This is a genomic window from Nocardia puris (assembly GCF_003315035.1).
Classification (GTDB): domain Bacteria; phylum Actinomycetota; class Actinomycetes; order Mycobacteriales; family Mycobacteriaceae; genus Nocardia; species Nocardia puris.
Window position 1 is genome coordinate 36,224 of sequence record NZ_QNRE01000006.1, and the last position, 19,244, is coordinate 55,467.

The 19,244-nt window shown below is 69.9% G+C and carries 15 protein-coding genes and 1 pseudogene; 2 read left to right on the forward strand and 14 right to left on the reverse strand.

What is annotated here, in order from left to right; translation table 11 throughout:
- Positions 1-108: 108 nt before the first annotated feature.
- A complete protein-coding gene (locus tag DFR74_RS17460; RefSeq protein WP_113975160.1) occupies positions 109-1,041 on the forward strand; it encodes a UTP--glucose-1-phosphate uridylyltransferase in 933 nt (310 codons plus the stop codon).
- Here the strand turns inward: DFR74_RS17460 and DFR74_RS17465 are convergent.
- The 9 genes from DFR74_RS17465 to DFR74_RS17505 form a co-directional block, all read right to left on the reverse strand.
- Positions 1,013-1,576, reverse strand: a complete 564-nt coding sequence (locus tag DFR74_RS17465) for an NlpC/P60 family protein (protein ID WP_407675009.1) — start codon at positions 1,574-1,576, stop codon at positions 1,013-1,015. The two genes, DFR74_RS17460 and DFR74_RS17465, sit on opposite strands and share 29 nt — an antisense overlap.
- Positions 1,577-1,920: 344 nt before the next feature.
- Complete coding sequence (gene ileS / locus DFR74_RS17470; RefSeq protein ID WP_067510792.1) at positions 1,921-5,046, reverse strand: isoleucine--tRNA ligase; 3,126 nt, start codon at positions 5,044-5,046, stop codon at positions 1,921-1,923.
- 288 nt (positions 5,047-5,334) lie between these two features.
- Positions 5,335-5,532 carry a hypothetical protein gene (locus DFR74_RS17475; protein ID WP_067510793.1) on the reverse strand — a complete coding sequence of 66 codons (198 nt, stop codon included), beginning with the start codon at positions 5,530-5,532 and terminating at the stop codon, positions 5,335-5,337.
- Positions 5,533-5,691: 159 nt separating this feature from the next.
- Positions 5,692-6,549, reverse strand: a complete 858-nt coding sequence (gene wag31 / locus DFR74_RS17480) for a DivIVA-like cell division protein Wag31 (protein WP_067510794.1) — start codon at positions 6,547-6,549, stop codon at positions 5,692-5,694.
- Between the two features lie 66 nt (positions 6,550-6,615).
- A complete protein-coding gene (locus DFR74_RS17485) occupies positions 6,616-6,918 on the reverse strand; it encodes a YggT family protein (protein ID WP_067510795.1) in 303 nt (100 codons plus the stop codon).
- Positions 6,919-7,007: 89 nt separating this feature from the next.
- A complete protein-coding gene (locus DFR74_RS17490; protein WP_067510796.1) occupies positions 7,008-7,790 on the reverse strand; it encodes a cell division protein SepF in 783 nt (260 codons plus the stop codon).
- Between the two features lie 189 nt (positions 7,791-7,979).
- The gene (locus tag DFR74_RS17495; RefSeq protein WP_067510797.1) at positions 7,980-8,717 is read right to left on the reverse strand and encodes a YggS family pyridoxal phosphate-dependent enzyme; all 738 of its coding nucleotides are present in this window, start codon (positions 8,715-8,717) and stop codon (positions 7,980-7,982) included.
- A gap of 58 nt (positions 8,718-8,775) precedes the next feature.
- Positions 8,776-9,513, reverse strand: coding sequence for a peptidoglycan editing factor PgeF (gene pgeF / locus DFR74_RS17500; protein WP_067510798.1), 738 nt, complete (start codon positions 9,511-9,513; stop codon positions 8,776-8,778).
- Positions 9,510-10,025, reverse strand: a complete 516-nt coding sequence (locus DFR74_RS17505) for a GtrA family protein (RefSeq protein ID WP_067510799.1) — start codon at positions 10,023-10,025, stop codon at positions 9,510-9,512. The genes pgeF and DFR74_RS17505 overlap by 4 nt, the downstream gene beginning before the upstream one ends.
- A 161-nt stretch (positions 10,026-10,186) precedes the next feature.
- Between DFR74_RS17505 and DFR74_RS17510 the strand changes: the two genes are divergently transcribed.
- Positions 10,187-12,664: a beta-ketoacyl synthase N-terminal-like domain-containing protein gene (locus tag DFR74_RS17510; protein ID WP_067510800.1), complete on the forward strand. Its 2,478-nt coding sequence runs from the start codon at positions 10,187-10,189 to the stop codon at positions 12,662-12,664.
- Between the two features lie 27 nt (positions 12,665-12,691).
- Here DFR74_RS17510 and DFR74_RS17515 read toward each other — a convergent pair whose 3' ends face one another.
- From DFR74_RS17515 to DFR74_RS38000, 5 genes and pseudogenes are all read right to left on the reverse strand, one after another.
- Positions 12,692-14,038, reverse strand: coding sequence for a cytochrome P450 (locus DFR74_RS17515; protein WP_067510801.1), 1,347 nt, complete (start codon positions 14,036-14,038; stop codon positions 12,692-12,694).
- Entirely contained in the window at positions 14,035-15,336 is a 1,302-nt protein-coding gene (locus tag DFR74_RS17520) for a flavin-containing monooxygenase (RefSeq protein WP_147265846.1), read from the reverse strand. The genes DFR74_RS17515 and DFR74_RS17520 overlap by 4 nt, the downstream gene beginning before the upstream one ends.
- Positions 15,333-16,898 carry a glycosyltransferase family 87 protein gene (locus tag DFR74_RS17525; RefSeq protein WP_067510803.1) on the reverse strand — a complete coding sequence of 522 codons (1,566 nt, stop codon included), beginning with the start codon at positions 16,896-16,898 and terminating at the stop codon, positions 15,333-15,335. Before DFR74_RS17525 ends, DFR74_RS17520 begins: the two co-directional genes overlap by 4 nt.
- Positions 16,899-16,943: 45 nt before the next feature.
- Complete coding sequence (locus DFR74_RS17530) at positions 16,944-18,113, reverse strand: glycosyltransferase (protein ID WP_067510804.1); 1,170 nt, start codon at positions 18,111-18,113, stop codon at positions 16,944-16,946.
- Between the two features lie 9 nt (positions 18,114-18,122).
- Positions 18,123-19,241: pseudogene (locus tag DFR74_RS38000) on the reverse strand (class I SAM-dependent methyltransferase); the annotation flags it as partial.
- Positions 19,242-19,244 lie beyond the last annotated feature (3 nt).

The following is a 19,244-nucleotide window of genomic DNA, read 5'->3' on the forward strand; positions in this document are numbered from 1 at the left end:
TACGCCGCCGCCCCGACAGGTTCGACGAACGCACGCCGACCGGTGGCTGCCGGTTTGCCCGGCGAGGACCGCGCGGTCGGTACCCCGCGGTGTGTGATGATCGGACCCATGAAGATCCGTAAGGCCGTCATCCCGGCCGCCGGTATCGGCTCCAGGCTGCTCCCGCTGACCAAGGCGATCCCCAAGGAGATGCTGCCGGTCGGCGACAAGCCGGTCATCGAGCACACCGTGCGGGAGCTGGTCGCGTCCGGGATCACCGATATCACCATCGTGGTCAGCGGCGGGAAATCGCTGATCCAGGACCACTTCCGGCCCAATCCCGCGCTGGTCGCGCAGCTGCGCGCCGACGGCAAGACCGCCTACGCCGACGCCGTCGAGGAGGTCGGCGAGCTGTCGCGCCTCGGGCACATCACCTACCTGGACCAGCACGGTCCCTACGGCAACGGCACCCCGGTGCTGAACGCGGCGCGCAACGCCGGCGACGAGCCGATGCTGGTGCTGTGGCCCGACGACGTGTTCGTCGCCGAGGTGCCGCGCGCGCAGCAGTTGGTGGAGGCCTACGAGGCGACGGGCGCGCCGGTGCTCGCGCTGATGCCGATGGACCCGGCCGAATCGCAGCGCTACGGCGTGCCGGTGGTGGCCGACGACCAGGGCAACGGTCTGCTGCGCATCACCGGGTTGCGGGAGAAGCCCAAGCCCGAGGACGCGCCGTCGGACTTCGCCGCGATCGGCGGGTACGTGGTGACGCCGGGCATCATCGACGAGCTGCGCCGCCAGACCGCCGCCTGGTACGAGCACCGCTCCGGCGAGGTCTACCTCACCGACGCCATCAACGTGCACGCCGCGGACAATCCGGTGTTCGGCCAGGTCATCCGCGGTCGCTGGTACGACACGGGCAACCCGGCCGACTACCTGGTCGCCCAGTTCGCCTCGGCGCTGGCGCATCCCGAGTACGGGCCGCTGCTGCGCGATCTGGCGGCGGACCTGCACCGAGCCGGTCGGCCCGGCCCGCTCAGAACCGCCGGATCGAGTAGATCGTGAACTGCGACAGCGGCGCCAACCCGACGGGCACCCCGAGCCCGTAGGCGTTGAGGATCTGGCCGAAGCCCGCGTAGATGCCGACGTGGGAGCCGTCGGCGTTGAGCACCACGACGTCGCCGGGCGCGAGCGCGCCGAACGGGACCGGCGTGCCGACGGTGGCCTGCTGCCAGGTGGTGCGCGGCATGTCGACACCGACCTGGCGGAACGCCCACTGCACCAGGCCCGAGCAGTCCCAGCCGTGCGGGCCGGTGCCGCCCCACACGTAGGGTTTGCCGGTCTGGGTGGCGGCCAGGGCGAGGGCGGCGACGCCGCGCGGGCTGGGCAGCGGCAGCGCGGCCGAGCCGCTGGAGGAGCCGGAGCCCGACCCCGAGCCGCTGCCGGACGCACTGCCCGACGCGCTACCGGTGTCGGCCCAGGCGGGGCCGGCCAGGATGAGTGTTGCCACGGTGCTGAGCACGAAGCCGATCAGCATGCGACGCAACGGTTTTCCGGGTTTCCGGGACGAGAGTTCGGTGGGCGAGGGTTTTCCGGTCATGAACGCACCCCTGCTGTCGGTCCGGCAAACGGGCCGACCACGGCGGCCCTGCTGACACGCGGCGCCGCTGCGTCCTCGATGCGGTACCGCCGACCTCTGCGCGCCGACCGGCCGTCACGACCACCGGCGCGGCGCAGATCAGGTAGAACACGCCTCACGTTCTGTCACTATGACCCCAGAGCCACCCCTGGCACCATCAGCAACAGCCCCGATTCTGCCCCCGATCCCCAACCCCCGGTCAGGTTTCCAGCAAATTCACAGCATGTGATCTACACCACACAAGCGAGTCCAGGCGCGAGGGCGCCCCGGGGTCGCGGTGACCCCGGGGCGCACGGCCCTCCCGCTCAGGCCTTCGTCACCGTGGCGCGGACGCCGCCGACGAGTTCCGGGGCGTCCGGGGCCGCACCGAAGGTGAGGCTGGTGGCGAGGATTTCGCCGGCGATGAGGTCGCGGTGGGTCTCGGCCCAGGCCAGCCGGTCGGCGGGGACGTCGAGGACCACGGTGATGCGGTCGGAGACGTCCAGGCCGAGGGACTTGCGGGTCTCCTGGAGATCGCGGATGAGGTCGCGGGCCCAGCCCTCGGCCTCCAGCTCCTCGGTCACCGCGGAGTCCAGCACCACCAGGCCCGCGTTGCCGGGCAGGGCGGCGGTGGACTCGGGCTCGGCCGCCACCAGGCGCTGGGTGTACTCCTCGGGCAGCAGGGTGATGCCCGAGGCGCTCACCACGCCGTCGGGGCCCTCCGACCACTCACCCGCCTTGACCGCCTTGATCACCGTCTGCACGTCCTTGCCCAGGCGCGGACCGGCGGCGCGGGCGTTCACGGCCAGCTCGAACCGGCCGTGCACGTCCACGTCGGTAGTCAGGTCCACCTTCTTGACGTTGACCTCGTCGGCGATGATGTCGGCGTACGGGCGCAGCCGTTCGGCGTCGGCGGCGGCGATGGTCACCTCCGACAGCGGCAGCCGCACCCGCAGGTTCTTCGCCTTGCGCAGGCTCAGCACCGTCGAGCACACCGTGCGCGCCTCGTCCATGGCCGCGACCAGCTCGTCGTCGTGCGGGAGCTCGCCCTCCTTCGGCCAGTCCGCCAGGTGCACCGAACGCTCGCCGGTCAGCCCGCGCCAGATCACCTCGGTGATCAGCGGCAGCAGCGGCGCCGCCAGCCGCGACACCACCTCGAGCACCGTGTGCAGCGTGTCCACCGCGTCGCGGTCCTCGGACCAGAAGCGCGAACGCGACCGGCGCACATACCAATTGGTGAGCGCGTCGGCGAACGACCGCAGTTCCTCGCAGGCGCCCGCGATGTCGTAGACCTCGAGCGCCTCGGTCATCACATCGCGGGTTTGCGCCAGCTTCGCCAGGATGTAGCGGTCCAGCACATTGGTGGAGTCGGTGCGCCACTGCCCCGGCGTCGAGGCGTACAGCTGCAGGAAGCTCCACGCGTTCCACAGGGGTCGCAGCGCGTGACTCACACCTTCGCGGATGCCGCGCTCGGTGACGATGAGATTGCCGCCGCGCAGGATCGGCGAGCTCATCAGGAACCAGCGCATCGCGTCGGAGCCGTCCCGGTCGAACACCTCGTTCACGTCCGGGTAGTTGCCCTTGGACTTGCTCATCTTCAGCCCGTCGTCGCCCAGCACGATGCCGTGCGCGGCGACGGTCTTGAACGCCGGGCTGTCGAAGAGCGCGGTCGAGAGCACGTGCAGCGTGTAGAACCAGCCGCGCGTCTGCCCGTTGTACTCGACGATGAAGTCGCCGGGGAAGTGCGAGTCGAACCACTCCTTGTTCTCGAACGGGTAGTGCACCTGGGCGTAGGGCATCGACCCGGACTCGAACCAGCAGTCCAGCACCTCCGGCACCCGGCGCATGGTCGACTTCCCGGTCGGGTCGTCGGGGTTGGGCCGGGTCAGCTCATCGATCATGGGCCGGTGCAGATCCGACGGGCGCACGCCGAAGTCGCGCTCGAGTTCGTCGAGCGAACCGTAGACGTCCACGCGCGGGTGGGCCGGATCGTCGGACACCCACACCGGGATCGGGCTGCCCCAGTAGCGGTTGCGGCTGATGTTCCAGTCGCGCGCGCCCTCGAGCCACTTGCCGAACTGACCGTCGCGGATGTGCTCGGGCACCCAGGTGATCTGCTTGTTCAGCTCCACCATGCGGTCGCGGAACTTGGTGACCGCCACGAACCACGAGGGCACCGCCATGTAGATCAACGGCTGGCCGGAGCGCCAGCTGTGCGGGTAGGAGTGCTCGATCGTCTCGTGCCGCAACAGCTTTCCGGCGGCCTTGAGGTCCTTGATGATCACCGGGTTGGCGTCGAACACCATCAGGCCCTCGTACGGCGGCACCATCGAGGTGAACTTGCCGCCCGCGTCCAGCGGCTGCACGATCTCGATGCCGTTGGCCGCGGCGACGTCCATGTCCTCCTCACCGAAGGCGGGCGCCAGGTGCACGATGCCGGTGCCGGAATCGGTGGTGACGTAGTCGGCGGTGAGCACGCGGTGCGCGTTCGGGTGGCCGAGGAAGAAGTCGAACGGCGGCGCGTAGGACAGCCCGGCCAGCGCCAGCCCGTCGTACTCGGCCAGCACCTCCGGCTCCTCGCCGAACTCGCGCGCGTAGTGCGAAACCCGTTCGGCCGCCAGCACGTAGCGCTTGCCGTCGGCGCCGCGCAGGTGCACGTAGCGCACGTCGGGGTGCACCGCGACGGCCAGGTTGGAGGGCAGCGTCCACGGCGTGGTGGTCCAGATCAGCGCGTTCGCGCCGTCGAGGGCGCGCAACGGGTGGTCCTCGGGCACCGAGAGCACCATGTCGACGGTCACCGCCGGGTCCTGGCGCATCTTGTACGCGTCGTCGAGGCGGGTCTCCTGGTTCGACAGCGGGGTCTGCTCGTACCAGCTGTAGGGCAGCACCCGGAAGCCCTGGTAGATCAGCCCCTTGTCGTACAGCGACTTGAACGCCCACATCACCGACTCCATGAAGTCGAGATCGAGGGTCTTGTAGTCGTTGTCGAAGTCGACCCAGCGGGCTTGACGGGTCACGTAGTCGCGCCACTCACCGGTATAGCGAAGTACCGATGTTTTACAGGCGGCGTTGAATTCCGCCAGGCCCATGGCATCGATCTGTGATTTGTCCGTGATACCGAGTTGCTTTTCCGCCTCGATTTCCGCGGGCAGGCCGTGACAGTCCCAGCCGAATCGCCGATCGACCCGCTTGCCGAGCATGGTCTGGTACCGCGGGATCAAATCCTTGACGTACCCGGTGAGCAAATGACCGTAATGCGGCAGACCGTTGGCAAAGGGCGGACCGTCGTAGAAGACGAATTCGCCGCCGCCCGAACGGTTCTCGATGCTCGCGCGGAAGGTGTCGTCGGCCGCCCACGCCTCGAGCACGCGCTGCTCGAGCTCGGGGAACGTGCCGCCGGTGCCCGCGCCGAGGTCGACCAGCGGGTATGCGCTCTTGCTCTCGTCCGCCATCGCGGATGCGTCTCCTCGTGCCACCGCGCCGCAGGCGCGTATCGGTTCGGCACGGGGACGATGCCGGCGCTCGGTGCGCCGAAACCGCGGTACCACCCCGTTTGCCCGGCTCCCACCCGGCGGGGCGGTGGCACGGACCTCTCGTTGCGAGCTGTGACGGGCTCACCCGTTCGGTTCTACTGGGCGCCGTGGCGCGGTTCTTCCGAAAGCTCCCCGGTGATGGCCGGATCGACGCCTGTGTGTCTCGATTCTAACCGGCTCTGTCCAGCGAGAATTCCCCGCCCGCGCTCAGCGCTTGGCGTGCTTGCCCTGGGGCGGTGCGTCACCGTCGGGCCTGCGCATGGACAGCGCGCTCACCAGCAACAGCACGGCACCGATCACGCACACGACGATGCAGGCCCAGGCCCAGATCACCGATCCCGTGGTCAGGGCGGTGATGAGCAGGGCGAAACCGATCGCGGCGAGAACGAGCGTCAGGACGAGCATGGTGACCCCCTAGGCAACCTTCGGGCAATCGCTCCGCCCGAAGACACTGAGGCACCGGCGGAGTCCTCCGCCAGCAACTCCCCAGCATCCCCGGCGGTACGACTGTACCCCGGTGCCTCCGGCAGGTGGCCTGTGGGCGAGGAGTGTCGGGCCGGTGGGCTACTTGCCGCCCTTGGCGAACGACGCGGGGGCCAGGTTGTTCGCGGTGTTGGCGTCGGCGAAGGCCTCGCCACCGTCCACCGGAACGGCCGAGCCGCGGTTCTCCAGCTCCTCCAGCTGCGACTCCAGGTACGACTTCAGCCGCACGCGGTACTCCCGCTCGAAGGTCTTGAGCTGCTCGATCCGGCTCTCCAGCACGCTGCGCTGCTGGGTGATGGTGGCCATGATCTCGGTGTGCTTGCGCTCGGCGTCGGCCTGCAGGGCCTCGGCCTTCTCCTTGGCCTGGCGCAACTGGTTGTCCGAGCGGGTCTGCGCGTCGGAGAGCATCGCGTCGGACTTCTGCCGCGCGTCGGCGATCATCGCCTCGGACCGGGTCCTGGCGTCGCCGACGAGTCGCTCGGAGTTCGCTCGCGCGTTGGAGAGCAGGCTCTCCGCTTCGGTCTTGGCGTCGCTGGTGAGCCGGTCGGCCATCTCCTGCGCGAGGCTCAGCACCTTGGCAGCCTGCAGGTTCGCGTCGGCGCCGGGGGCCTCCTTGCCCGCGGGGGCGGGCGCCGCGACCGGGGCCGGCGGCGCCGCGGGCACCGGGGGTTTGATCGGCTCCGGTTGTGGGGGCGGTGCTTGCTGCACCGGCGCTTTCACCGTCGACGGGGCGGCCGACCGGTTCTTCTTCGCGTCGGCCAGCTCGGCGTCGAGCTCCGCGACCCGCTGGCGCAGATCGGCGTTCTCCTCGATCAGGCGCGAAAGCTCCTGCTCCACGAGATCCAGGAAGGCGTCGACCTCGTCCTCGTTGTAGCCGCGCTTCCCGATCGGCGGTTTGCTGAACGCGACGTTGTGCACATCGGCTGGGGTCAGCGGCATGGAAGGATCCCTTCACGCGTCTTGTGGAGATCTAGCAGATCTAGCAAGGTATCTTGGCCCATTCTGTCACACCGGAGCTACCGGTTGGCCGAGCCTGCTCACGATGGACATCAGGATGAACACGATGAAAAGCAGGACCATAATCGACAGATCCAGGCGAATTCCCCCCAGGGACACCGGCGGTATCACCCGCCTCAGCAGTTTCACCGGAGGGTCGGTGATCGTGAAGATCACCTCCAGGATGACGACGACCACCCCCGTCGGTCGCCAGTCACGGGCGAAGCTACGGACGAACTCGATGATCACCCGGCTGATCAGCAACAGCCAGAAGATGAACAGTACGAAGTACAGCACCGCGAACAAGGCCACGACTTCACTCTGCCCGAAAATCGGCGTCGCGCAAAATGACCACACCGACCCGCGCGTGACGAGATCGGCCAACCCCCCTGATCACGACCCTATTTCTGGTTGTAGAAGCCGGTTTCGGCGATCCTGCGGCGTTCCTCGGCCGATACGTCGACGTCGGCCGGTGAGAGCAGGAACACTTTCGTGGCCACCTTGTCGAACGAACCACGCAGCGCGAACGCCAGGCCGGCCGCGAAGTCGACGAGACGCTTGGCGTCGGCGTTGCTGAGGTCGACCAGGTCCATGATCACCGGGTTGCCCTCGCGGAAGCGCTCACCGATGATGCGGGCCTCGCTGTAGTCGCGCGGGCGCAGCGTCGTGATCTTGGACAAGGGACCTCCGTCCTCGAAGATCCCGGGCCTGCGGGCGGGCGCGGGCTCGGGGCGCACGCGCTCCTCCAGCCGCCGCTCCTCGGCGTCGGGATCGACGGCGAGCGCACCCCGGGTGGCTCCCCGCAACATCGGCGCACCGCCGCCCGCCCGGAACCGGGCCGAGGAGGGCGCGGCATCGATGCGGGTGGGGCGTCGCGGCGACTCGTAGCGGTCGTCGCCGTACGGCTCCTCGGCGTAGTCGTCGCGGCGCGACGGCGCGTAGGCGCCACCGTAGGGCGACTTGTAGGCCGGCTCGGGGTAGTCGGGCTCGTCGTCGAAACGCTCGGCGCCGTAACGATCTTCGGCGTAGCGATCGGCGCCGTAGCCGGGGCGGTCGGCGTACGCGCGCGCCCGCTGGCCACCGCGCTCACCCGCCCGGGGACCACGGTCGTCGACATAGTCGTCCTCGTAGTCCTCGAGCGGAACCATGCCGAAGTAGGCCTTGAACTTGTGCAGCGTACTCATCACCCCACCACCTCGCTGTCGCTGAACCCGGCCTTGACCACGAAGGTCGCTGCGTCTGTAACTCGCTCGCTGCGCTCGCTCATTCGGTCGACCTTCCTTCGGCCCCGGTGGCGGCCGGGTGTTGAAGTCTTGCTCAGCCCCCGTCGGTCCCAATCTTATGTGTCGAATGTGACTGATGAGGTTTCTTTGCTACGCCGAGGTTATCGGTCGAGCGCCCATCAAGCCGGTACCGACACGCACAAGCGTCGCGCCGTGTCGCACCGCGGATTCCAGATCACCCGACATTCCTGCGGAAAGTTCGGTCGCGGCGGGGTGCGAAGCCAGCAAACGCGTGTGCAAGGTCGCAAGACGCGCGAATGCGCTATCAGGGTCGTCACCCAGCGGCGGGATGGCCATCAGGCCCCCGAGGCGCAATCCTTCGGCGTCACCGACGCGTTCGGCGAGCATGTCGAGTTCGCGTTCGGCGGCGCCGCCGCGCGCGGGGTCCTCGTCCAGGCTCACCTGGATCAGCACGCGCAGCGGTTCGGCGCGCAGGCCGGCCTCCAGTGCGGCCAGCGAACCCCTGTCAAGGGCCGTTGCCAACCGTTCGCTGTCCAGCGAGTGCACGGTGTGGGCGTAGCGGGCCACCGCATTGGCCTTGTTGCGCTGCAACCGGCCGATGATGTGCCACTCGATCCCCGCCAACCCCGACAGGTCGGCGGCCTTGCCCGCCGCCTCCTGCTCGCGCGACTCACCGAACTCCCTGCGCCCCAACCGATACAGGATCTCGATGTCGGAGGCGGGGAAGAACTTCGTGACGGGCAGCAGGCGCACCGAGCCCGGTTCCCGGCCCGCGTCCGCGCGCGCGGCCTCGATGCGCGCCAGCACCCGGTCCAGGTTCTCCGACAGTTCCGCGGTCCGTTCGGTCACCGCCGCGCCCGCGCTCATGCCCGCACCTGCCCGCCACCGGTCTCCGGCACGCACCCCGACCCCATGACCCGCGCACTCATGCCTGCACCTCGCCCGTCGACATCCAGATCACCCCGGCGATACGCCCGGTGGGCGCGCCGCGGCGGTGCGAGAAGAGTGTCTGGTCCTCGATGGTGCAGCGCGGGTCCTCGGCCACGGCCCCGACCCCGGCCTCGGTGAGCTGGCGCCGGATGCCGGCGCGCAGGTCGAGTCCCGGCGTGCCGCGCACGGTGGTGGTCGCGCTACCGGGCAGGTGCGCCTCCACGTCGGCGCGCATCTCGGCGGGCACCTCGTACTGGCGGCCCGACGCGGCGGGGCCGAGGAACGCGCCGATCCGCTCGGGCCGCGCGCCGACCGACAACATCGCCTCGAGCACGCGCGGCACGATGCCGATCCGCGCGCCGATGCGCCCGGCGTGCACGGCGGCGATCACGCCCGCCTCGTCGTCGGAGAGCAGGATCGGCACGCAGTCGGCGGTCAGCACCACCAGCGCCAGGTCGGGCACGGTGGTGACCAACGCGTCGGTGGCCGGGACCGGCTCGGCGCGCGGGCCGTCGACGATCTCGACGTTGCGGCCGTGGATCTGCTCCATCCACACCAGGCGGTCGGGCGTGAGACCGATGCCGGCGGCGAGGCGGTCGCGATTGCGGCGCACGGCCTTGGGATCGTCGCCCACGTGGTCACCGAGATTGAACGAGTCGTAGGGCGGCGCGGAGAAGCCGCCCGCGCGTGTGGTGGTGACCCGTCGGACGGTGCGTGCGGGAGCGGAAGTCATGGCTTCGAGGGTAGTGGCGCCCGCTGGTCGCGCCGCTGCGGGAAGACCACCGTGACGAACGCCCAGAACCGGAACACCATCCCCAGGGCGGTGCCGATCAGCTGCGCCGAGACGAAGTCCGCGATCTCCTGGGTGGTGCGCGACACATGCGGCAGCTCGAGGTGCAGGACGTAGCGCGACACCCACAGCGGCGCGGTGTTGACGGCGATGCCCAGGAAGCTCACCAGGAAGAAGAGGGCCGCTTCGTGGTGGGTGCGGCGGCCGCCCCTGGCACGGAACGACCACTGCTTGTTCAACAGATAGGAGAGCGTGATCGCGCACAGCACCGCGATCGCCTTCGCGGTGACGGGCCGCGCTTCGAGCACCGTGGTCTTGAGGGCCACGAAGATGACGGTGTCCACGGTGAACGCCGCCGCGCCCACGAACGCGAACCGCACCAGCTCCCGGCGCCGCGCCTCGTCACCGAAGACGGCCGTGACCCGGGCGAAGACCGGGCGCCGAGAGCTGAGCACAGGTAGAGTCTGCTCGATATCTTGTTACCTCACAACAAGATCGAGGAATATCCGGGTCCGCGACGGCGGATGAGGCAGGTGGCGGTGTGCGAGGGATTCGACGAGCCCGGCGCGGTGACGACGAAACACGTTCCGCGACAACCGGACCCGAGCCGATCGCGGTGATCGGACTCGGGTGCCGGTTCGCCGGTGCCGAATCGCCCGCCGCGCTCTGGCGGGCCCTGCTCGACGAGGTCGACACGGTATCGGACACACCACCCCCCGGCCGGTTCCCGGAGCACGCGCGCGCGGAAGGGCCGCGGTTCGCGGGCGCGTACCTGGCCGATGTGGCGGGCTTCGACGCGGAGTTCTTCGGTATCTCCCCGCGCGAGGCCGCCGAGATCGACCCGCAGCAGCGGCTGGCCTTGGAGCTGGCGTGGGAGGTGTTCGAGGACGCCGGAGTGCGTCCGGCCGCCGCGCCGCGCACCGGCGTCTACTTCGCCGCCAAGTTCAACGACTATCGCGCGCTCAAGCTGGCCAGGGGCGCGGCGGGCGTGACGCCGTTCACCAGCACCGGCGACGTGGAGGGCGTGATCGCCAACCGCGTCTCGCACGCGCTGGGCTTCGACGGGCCGAGCCTCGCGGTCAACGCCTCCTGCGCCGGGTCGCTGGTGGCCGTGCACCTCGCCTGCCAGGCGTTGCGCGCCGGCGAGTGCGAGACGGCAGTGGCGGGCGGGGTGCACTTGAACCTGCTCGCCGACACCACGGCCGGGCTGGCGGCCCTCGGCGTGCTCTCCCCCACCGGCCGCTCCCGCGCGTTCGACGCCACCGCCGACGGTTACGCCCGCGGTGAGGGCGGCGCCGCCGTGCTGCTGAAACCCTTGGCCGCCGCCCGCCGCGACGGCGACCGCGTGTACTGCGTCGTCCTGGGCAGCGCGACCAATAACAACGGCCACAACCCGACGATGCCCGCCAGCAGCGCCGACGGCCAGCGCCACCTGCTGCACCGCGCCCTGGCGCACGCCGGAATCGCCCCGGAGACGGTCGATTACGTCGAGGCCCACGGCACCGGCACGGTGGTGGGTGACCGCACGGAGCTGACCGCGCTCGGCGAGGTGTACGGCGCGGCGCGCGCCCCGGAGCGGCCGCTGCTCGTCGGCTCGGTGAAGACGAACATCGGGCACACCGAGGCCGCCTCCGGACTCGCCGGACTGATCAAGACCGCGCTCGCCCTGCACCACCGCCGCATCCCCCGCACCCTCCACTTCTCCTCCCCCGCCCCGGATGTCGACCCGGACGCCCTCGGCCTGCGCGTGTGCGCGGAGGCGGTGGACTGGCCGGAGTCCCCCGACCGCCCGGCCCGAGCGGCGGTGAGCGCCTTCGGTTTCGGCGGGTCGAACGCGCATGTTGTGGTGGAGGCGGGGACGTTGGCGAGTGTCGAGGGCGTGGCGGGGCCGGTGGTCGGGACGACGGCGGGCGGAACAAGGTGGTGGCGCCGCGCGAAGGTGGGCGGATCAGGTTCGAATGCTGCGCTTCGCTGGGGGACAACGAGTTCGGTTGGCGGGCGGGCGACAGCGGAACTGGCCGGCGCGGGCAAGCCCGGGGCGGGCACGACAAGCGCAGCGGGCGAGCCTGGCGCGAGCGAGGCAGGTTCTCTGAGCGCCCCGGATGGTGATCGGTTGGTGGTGTTGTCGGCCCGCACCGAGGCGGCGTTGCGCGAGCACGCGGCACGGGTGCGGGACTTCCTGCGCGAGAACGCCGATGCCGGGTTGGACGACCTCGCACATACGTTGTGCCGCAAGCGAACCCACTTCGCCCGGCGTCTGGCGGTGGTGGCGGGCACGGTGGACGAGGTGGTGGAGGCACTACACCGGTATGCCGAGGGGGCCGGGGGTGAGCCCGAACCCGACCGGCGCACCGTGGATCGGCTGTTGAGGGCCGCGCTGCACCCGGGCGAGCTCGGGTGGCGCGAGCTGCTGGAAGCGGTCGGTGGGGCGTATGAGCAGGGTGGCGACCCCGATTGGGACGCGGTGAACCCCGTCGCCGGGCGAATCTCCTTGCCCACCTATCCCTTCCAGCGGAAGCCGTATTGGGTGAGCACGCCGGAGCCTGCTCCCGCAAACGCAGGTGCCGAAACGTCTTCCGGACCAACGTCGTTCGAACCGGGCGGGCGGGCCGAGCCTATAGCCGCAGCGACCCGGGATCCCCTCGCGGTCGTCACCGGCGAACAAGCCGACCCCGCAGCCACCCCGACCCCGGATCGGATCGCTGTCATCACGGGCGAACAGGCCGAACCCGTAACCACCGAGTCCCAGGACCTCCTCACCGTCGTCACCGGCGAGCTCGCGGCGGTGACCGGCCACCCGGCGACCGCGATCGCCACGGACGGCAACTTCGCCGACTTCGGGTTCACCTCGCCGCACGCCATCGAGCTGAGCAACCGCCTCGCCGCCCGCCTGCCGATCCCGGTCCCCGTCGCCCTCGTGTGGGGCCATCCCACGTGCGCCACGCTGGCCTCGGAGCTGGGCCGCCGGATGGCGCAGCCCGAGGCACCGGCCCCCGCGACGAAATCCACCGCGACTGCCGAACCCGAGGACACGGAGAACCAGGAGGCGCTGTCGGCAGCCGACCTCCTCGCGATGGCCGACCGGCTGTTGTGACACCGAACGGCCTGCACTACCGGCCACTTACTCCACAACCGCCGCCGCCCTGCGCACCGGCCGGATCCGAATCCCGGTCCCCGGACGCAGATTCACCGATGCGGCGGGGACGACCTCGTGGTCGGGATCGAGCTCGAGGCGGAACCGCTGCACCGTCATGGCGAGCATCAGGATCATCTCGGTCATGGACAGGTCCTTGCCGAGGCAGATGCGGGGGCCGCCGGAGAACGGGAAGAACGCGAATTTGTGCCGCTCGGCGACGGATTCGTCGCTGAACCGTTCGGGACGGAACTCCTCAGGATCGTCCCACAACCGCTTGTCGCGGTGGATGTAGTACATGCACAGGGTGACTCGCGCGCCCGCGGGCACGTGGTAGCCGCCGATCTCGTCGTCCTCGATCGGTGTGCGCTCCACGATCCAGGCCGGCGGGTAGAGGCGCATGGTCTCCTCGATCACCATGCGGCAGTAGCGAAGGCCGGCGAGGTCGCTGAAATCCGGTGTGCGATCGCCGAGCCGGTCGCGCACCTCGTCGGCCAGCCATTCCTGGATATCGGGGTGGGTGGCGAGCAGGTAGCACGCCCACGACAGCGCGTTCGCCGGGGACTCGTGCCCGGCCACGAGCAGTGTCTTGATCTCGTTGAGCAGGTCCTCTTCCCGCATTCCCTGCCCGCCTTCGTCGCGGGCCCGGACCAGCGCGGTCAGCACGTCGGCGGTGTCGCCGCCACGGCGGCGTTCCTCGATGAGGCCGCGCACCACGTCGTCGAGTTCGCCGACCTTGCGGGCGACGCGCCGCGCGGCCGGGGTCGGGAAGTGCTGCGGCAGTTTCACCGGCGCGTTCACCCGCTTCATGATGAAGTCGAACGCCGCGCTCATCGCGTCGGTGACCTGCCGGGTCCCGGTGGTCAGGTCCAGACCGAACAGGACCCGACCGGTGGTGGCGAGCAGCAGTTGCACGTAGTCGTCGTAGATGTCGCGGTACTGCCCGGCCGCGCCGTCCCAGCGGTCCAGCATGGTGGCGGTGCTGTCGGTGATGTCGGCGGCGAACTGCTTGACGTGCGAGTGCGAGAACGCCGGATGGATCAATGTGCGCTGCTTGCGCCAGTATTCGAGGTTATTGGTGGTGAGCTGGCCGTCGCCGAGCAGGATGGCGAACTCGTCGTAGATGGGGCTCTTGCGGTAGTTGGTGTAGTTGTCCTGCAGGACGTACTTCGTCATCGAGGGATCGGTCACCAGGTACACCAGCATCGGCCCGGCGTCGACGCGGACCACATCCCCGTACCGGTCGATGAGGGTGCCGACGGTGCCCAGCGCGTCGCGGCTGAGCCGAGGCAGCAGACGTGCGGTTTCGACCAGACCAGGTCCCGGTGCTTTCATGACCGGTCCTTTCCTCTCAGTAGCTTCGCATGGGCGCGAAGCTGATTCAGGTATTCCTGTTTCTCCACCACCAGCGGGTACCGGTCGCCGTGGTACAGCCGGATGCCCGCGCGCAGCTCCGGTTGCGGCCGGGTGAGCGCCCCCTCGAACGCGCTCACCCGCGCCGGCTCCCGGCGGGCCACCAGGTAGTCGGCGACCAGCCGCGCCTGGGCCGCGTACACGTCCCAGTGCGAGCCGATGGGCCGAGCCATCCCCACCACGAACAGGTTCGGCGTGTTCGGCGGGAAGAGGTGCAGGTACAGCCCCGGGCCCGGGGCATCGTCGGGCCAATTCAGGTGCGCGCGAGCGACGATCGGATAGTCCGGCACGAATCCCGTGGCCAGCACGACCAGATCCACCTTCTCCTCGCTGCCGTCGGTGAAGGTCACCAGATCGTCGTGGATCGACACCACACCGGGTTTCGCGACGATGTCGCCGTGGCTGTAGTGGTGGTGCAGTTGATCGCCCAGCATCGGAATCACCACGCCGCCACTGAAATCGGGCACCGGCAGCCCGTAGGTCCGCGACCGATTGCGCAGGTAGGAGAACAGCGAGAGCGACGCGCGCCTGCGCAGCGGCCGCCACATCCTCCCCTGGAGCATGGTGTCGGTCGGGCGGCCCAGCAGGTACTTCGGCATGCAGTAGAAGCCGCGGCGGCTGGAGTGCACGGTGAGCGCCGCGTTGACGGCGCAGTCGGCCAGAATGTCGGCCGCGGACTGACCGGCCCCGACCACCAGCACCCGCTTGCCCAGGACCTGTTCCGGATGCCCGTAGTCGATCGAGTGCAGCACGGGAATGGTGGCCTCGCCGGGGAATTCGACGCGTCGCGGGCTGCGGTCGTGTCCGGTGGCCAGGACCACGCCCGCGAACTCGCGAGTGGTGCCGTCGGCGAGGGTGACCACCCAGCCCGCGTCCGGGCCGTCCGGGGCCGGTTCGATACGGGCGACCGCCGTGTCGAACCGGATCCGCGAGACGAGATCGAACTCCTCGGCGTAGGCGTGCAGGTAGCGCAGCACCAGTTCGTGGCCGGGGTAGTCCGGATAGTCCTGCGGCATGGGAAATTCGGGGAACGCTTGCACACCCTTGGACGCGATGACGTGCGTATTGCGCGCGACGGGCGAATCCGCCCGCCGCGCGTCCCAGATGCCACCGAGACCCGAGGCCGCCTCGAACACTTCGACGTCCAGTCCGCGCGCCAGGAACGCCCGCGCCGCCGCCAGACCCGCCACGCCCGCGCCGATCACCGCGTACGTGGTCATGACGTGGTCACCGCCCGCGCGGGATCCGCCGGGGACGTGGCGGATTCGTCCGGCTCGGTGCCCGCCGACGCCCGCCACGCGATGGCGAAACAGCCCACGTAGACGATGGTTTGGGCGACGAGGGTGAAGTAGACGTTCTCCGCGTAGACGGCGACGATCAACCACGCCGCCACCAGCACGGCGATGCGCGCCGCGGTGGCCCGCATGAGTCCGGCGTACACCGCGAACAGCCAGATCGCGCCGACCGCGATGTACACCCAGGGCCCGAACGGCGCCCGGAAGGAGGCCAGGGTGAGCACCGCGAGCCAGATGGCGAGGTTCTCGGCCCGGAACCGGCTGCCGTCGGCACCCGCGGCCACCCGCCTGCGGACCCGCAGCGCCGTCACCGCGACCAAGGCGACCAAGGCGAGGGTGTATACGTCGGTGATCAGGCGCGCGGGCCCGGTCGGATCACCGAAATCCCAGCCCATGATCTGGATCTTGTACGGCAGGCCGAACGGCGAGTAGTTCACCAGCTGGTTCGCCCGGTCCACCAGCACCCATTCGTGGTACTCACCGCTGGCCAACTGCTGCCAGGTCCCGTTGGACAGGAACTGCTTCCACGGACCCCAGCCGAACACCGCGTAGGTCGCCACCGCGTAGATCGCGCCGAATCCGGCCGTCCACCCCAGCGGCTTCCACTTGCGTTGCGCCAGTAGGTAAACCAGCAGAATCGCCGGGGACACCTTGGCCACGATCGCGAAAGCCAGTGCGGCCCCGCCCAATGCGTGCTTGCCCTTCGCGAAGAGCACCATCGCCCCGACACCGCCCACGTACAGGATCAGCACGTGGATATTGCCCAGCTGCAAGGTGGCCAGCGTCGGCAGGCTCGCCCACACGACGGGCGTGCAGGCCGCCAGGATCGCGCCCTGCCTGCCGCCGATCCAGCGGGCGATCGCCAGCATGGCCAGCAGCACCACCGCGACATACAGTGCGTACCACAGTGATCGGAGCGCGTGGAACTCGCCGGAGAACAGCAGCAGCACGCGCGGCAGCAGCAGGAACGGCGGTGGGTACAGGTAGACGTCGCGCTCCTGGGGCAGCACGCTCGGCAGCACGTCGTCGGCCTCGGCCGAGTCGTAGCGGTGCCGGTTGTAGAGATTGTCCGGATCGTGTTCGGCGACGAGGGCGCCGCTGATGTAGCCGGACAGGTGGGTGTGCTGCAACAGGAAATCGTCGTCGGGCGAGAGCGAGCTCTGCGATTGGTGCGGGTCGATCATGAACTGCGCCAACCGCGCCAGCACGGCGACGACGGCCAGCACGGCCACGCTCCACAGCACCTTCACCACAAGGGGTTTGGTGCGCAGCACGGCGCGCCATTCGGCGGGCACCAGTGGCACGCCGACGACGAAGAGGACGGCCCCGACGGCAAGGCCGAGCACGGCGGTGGCGGCGGTCGGCAGACCGGCCACCGACAGCACGATCATCACGACGGGCGTCAGCAGCCCGACGACGAACACCGCGAACATGGCCGAGTAGTAGTCGATGTCGTGGCGGAATCTGTTCCAGGCGGTGGACAGCATGGGCACCTGCGGCTTTCGGGCTTCGAGACGAACGGGTGACGACGATCAGGCGGCCAGGCCGACCCGGTCGCCGAGCAATTCCACGACGGCGTCCGCCACCGTGGCGGGTGCGGGCGTGTCGCGGAGGGCGGCGGCGACGGCACCGGCCGCCGCCCGGTAGCCGGGGGTGTCCAGCAGGGTGCGCACCGAGTCGGCCAACCCATCGATATCCGCTTGGGCGACAGCGTCTTCGGCCGCGATCCCGGCGCCCACGCGGACGATCCCGCGGGCGTAGTCGAACTGGTCGAACATCTGGGGTAGGACGAGCTGGGACACCCCGTACCGGCAGGCGGTGAGCCCCGTGGTGGAGCCGCCGTGGTGGATCAGCAGATCGGAGCCGGGCAGGAACAGTTGCAGCGGCACCTGTTCCAGCACGCGGACATGGTCGGGTGTGGCGCCCAGCAGCGCGCGGTCCGCGGCCGACGCGGCCACCACCACGTCGATTTCGGGCACGCGGGCCAAGGCGTCGACCACCGCCCGCAGCGGACGGGATCCCGTCAGGGCGAGCACGCTGCCACCGAAGCACACCACCACCCGGGGGCGCCGGGAGTCCGGAACAGGTTGTGGCGGCAGCATTCCGGTGCCGTTGAAGGGAACGAAGCGCATCGGAGTGCCGGGCACGGCGTCGGGAGCCTGCACACCCGGCGGGCAGATGTCGAGCACCGCCACCGGTTCGGCGCCCGGTGTGCGCGCCAGCAGGTCGGTCGTGCTCTCGGTGAACGGGCCGCCGGTGGGGTCGATCCCCCACCGGTGCGACACCACCGGGACGCCGAGCTCGGCGGCCAGTACGCGTCCGAGGGTGGCGAGCGGATCGGTGACGATTACCTGCGCACCCCACTCCCGCGCGACCCGGGCGAACGGCGCGAGGAACTGCTCGGCGTGCTGATGCCACCTCCGCGCCGCCACCTCCCACAGCCCGCGACCGGTCGCGGCCTCGCGGTCGGCGAAGGCGGGCACCGGGAACATCGACGGATTCACCTGGTTGCGCAACGTATCCATCGGCACCGCGAGTTCGGGCAGGTCCGCCGCGTCGAGTCCGGCGCGCTGCGCCGTGGCGACGACCTCGGCGCGGGAGGCCACCAGGATCTCGTGCCCGGCCAGGCGCAGCGCCCAGCAGAACGGCACCATGGCCAGCAGATGCCCGGCGGAGGGCACCGGGACGATCAGGAATTTCACGGCGGCACCTCAGCTTTCGGCGTTCTTCAGCCAGGCCATGGGATTCGTGTTGCGCGGCACCCACGGGGCCGCGGATTGTTCGGCGTTGCGACGCTTCTCGATGACCACGAGGTTGTGATAGAAGTGCAGCCCGCCGACCCATTCGTCGAAACGGCCCGGCGCGCGCCCCGCATCGGCTTCCACATCGCGGTGGTGCAGGGCGTCGACCAAGGTCTTCAGGTAGCCGATCGAGGTTGCGGGACTGTCGAGTTCGGTGCTGGAACCGCCCCAGCCCGACCAGTACGAGGTCTGGGTGTCCTCCACCACGTACAGGCCGCCGGGCCGCAGGTGCGCGAACAGCCCCTCGAACGAGGCGATCACGTCGCCGCTGAGGTGGCTGCCGTCGTCGATGATGATGTCGAACGGTCCGAGGTCCGCGCCGAGCCGCGCCAGGAACTCCGGGTCACCCTGATCGCCGCGCACGGGTTGGATGCGGGGTTCGGCGATACCGGACTTGTCGAAGTAGTCGAGTCCGACGATCAGGCCGCGCCGGAAGTACTGCTTCCACATGCGCAGCGAGGCGCCGCCGGCGTCGGGTACCTGGTAGCCGCCGATACCGAGTTCGAGCACCCGGACGCGACGGTCGCGCAGCGGGGCGAAGTGCCGGTCGTAGTGCGGGGTGTACCAGTGGCCGCCCCACTTGTCCGAGCCGTAGTGCAGCGACAGCGCGTTCAGGTCGTATCGGTGTGCGGCGCAGGCGGTCACGAGGCGATGGGCGGCCAGTTCGGCCGCGCCGCGCGCGACGCGCCATGGGTCGTCGGGCGCGAAACTCCCCGGGCCCGGTTCGTCTTTCACCGCGATGCCGCGGGTCGCGCACTCGGCGTCGGCGCCGCCGTAGACGGCGCGCACCAGCTCGACGAGATCTTGGCGCACGGACAGCCACGGGTCCTCGAGGGTGCCAGCGGTGATCGCCGGATCGTCCGCGCCGAGGGTCATCAGGTAGTCGAGTTGTTTCGCCTCGTGTTCGAGGGCGAAGGCGACCTGGACCGATTGGCTCGGCTGGTCGCCGTACCGTGCCCGCCAGGCGATTTCGCGCAGCACCGCCTCGGCGGCCACGTCGGCGCCCACTTCGCCGAGGCGCCGTCGTAGGTG

What these genes read in the sequence shown, in the direction of transcription:
- DFR74_RS17515 (WP_067510801.1), bottom strand. Translation starts at nt 14,038, where the DNA reads ATGAAAGCACCGGGACCTGGTCTGGTCGAAACCGCACGTCTGCTGCCT.
- pgeF (WP_067510798.1), bottom strand. Translation starts at nt 9,513, where the DNA reads ATGACTTCCGCTCCCGCACGCACCGTCCGACGGGTCACCACCACACGC.
- ileS (WP_067510792.1), bottom strand. Translation starts at nt 5,046, where the DNA reads ATGGCGGACGAGAGCAAGAGCGCATACCCGCTGGTCGACCTCGGCGCG.
- DFR74_RS17495 (WP_067510797.1), bottom strand. Translation starts at nt 8,717, where the DNA reads ATGAGCGCGGGCGCGGCGGTGACCGAACGGACCGCGGAACTGTCGGAG.
- DFR74_RS17525 (WP_067510803.1), bottom strand. Translation starts at nt 16,898, where the DNA reads ATGCTGTCCACCGCCTGGAACAGATTCCGCCACGACATCGACTACTAC.
- DFR74_RS17475 (WP_067510793.1), bottom strand. Translation starts at nt 5,532, where the DNA reads ATGCTCGTCCTGACGCTCGTTCTCGCCGCGATCGGTTTCGCCCTGCTC.
- wag31 (WP_067510794.1), bottom strand. Translation starts at nt 6,549, where the DNA reads ATGCCGCTGACCCCAGCCGATGTGCACAACGTCGCGTTCAGCAAACCG.
- DFR74_RS17465 (WP_407675009.1), bottom strand. Translation starts at nt 1,576, where the DNA reads ATGACCGGAAAACCCTCGCCCACCGAACTCTCGTCCCGGAAACCCGGA.
- DFR74_RS17490 (WP_067510796.1), bottom strand. Translation starts at nt 7,790, where the DNA reads ATGAGTACGCTGCACAAGTTCAAGGCCTACTTCGGCATGGTTCCGCTC.
- DFR74_RS17520 (WP_147265846.1), bottom strand. Translation starts at nt 15,336, where the DNA reads ATGACCACGTACGCGGTGATCGGCGCGGGCGTGGCGGGTCTGGCGGCG.
- DFR74_RS17460 (WP_113975160.1), top strand. Translation starts at nt 109, where the DNA reads ATGAAGATCCGTAAGGCCGTCATCCCGGCCGCCGGTATCGGCTCCAGG.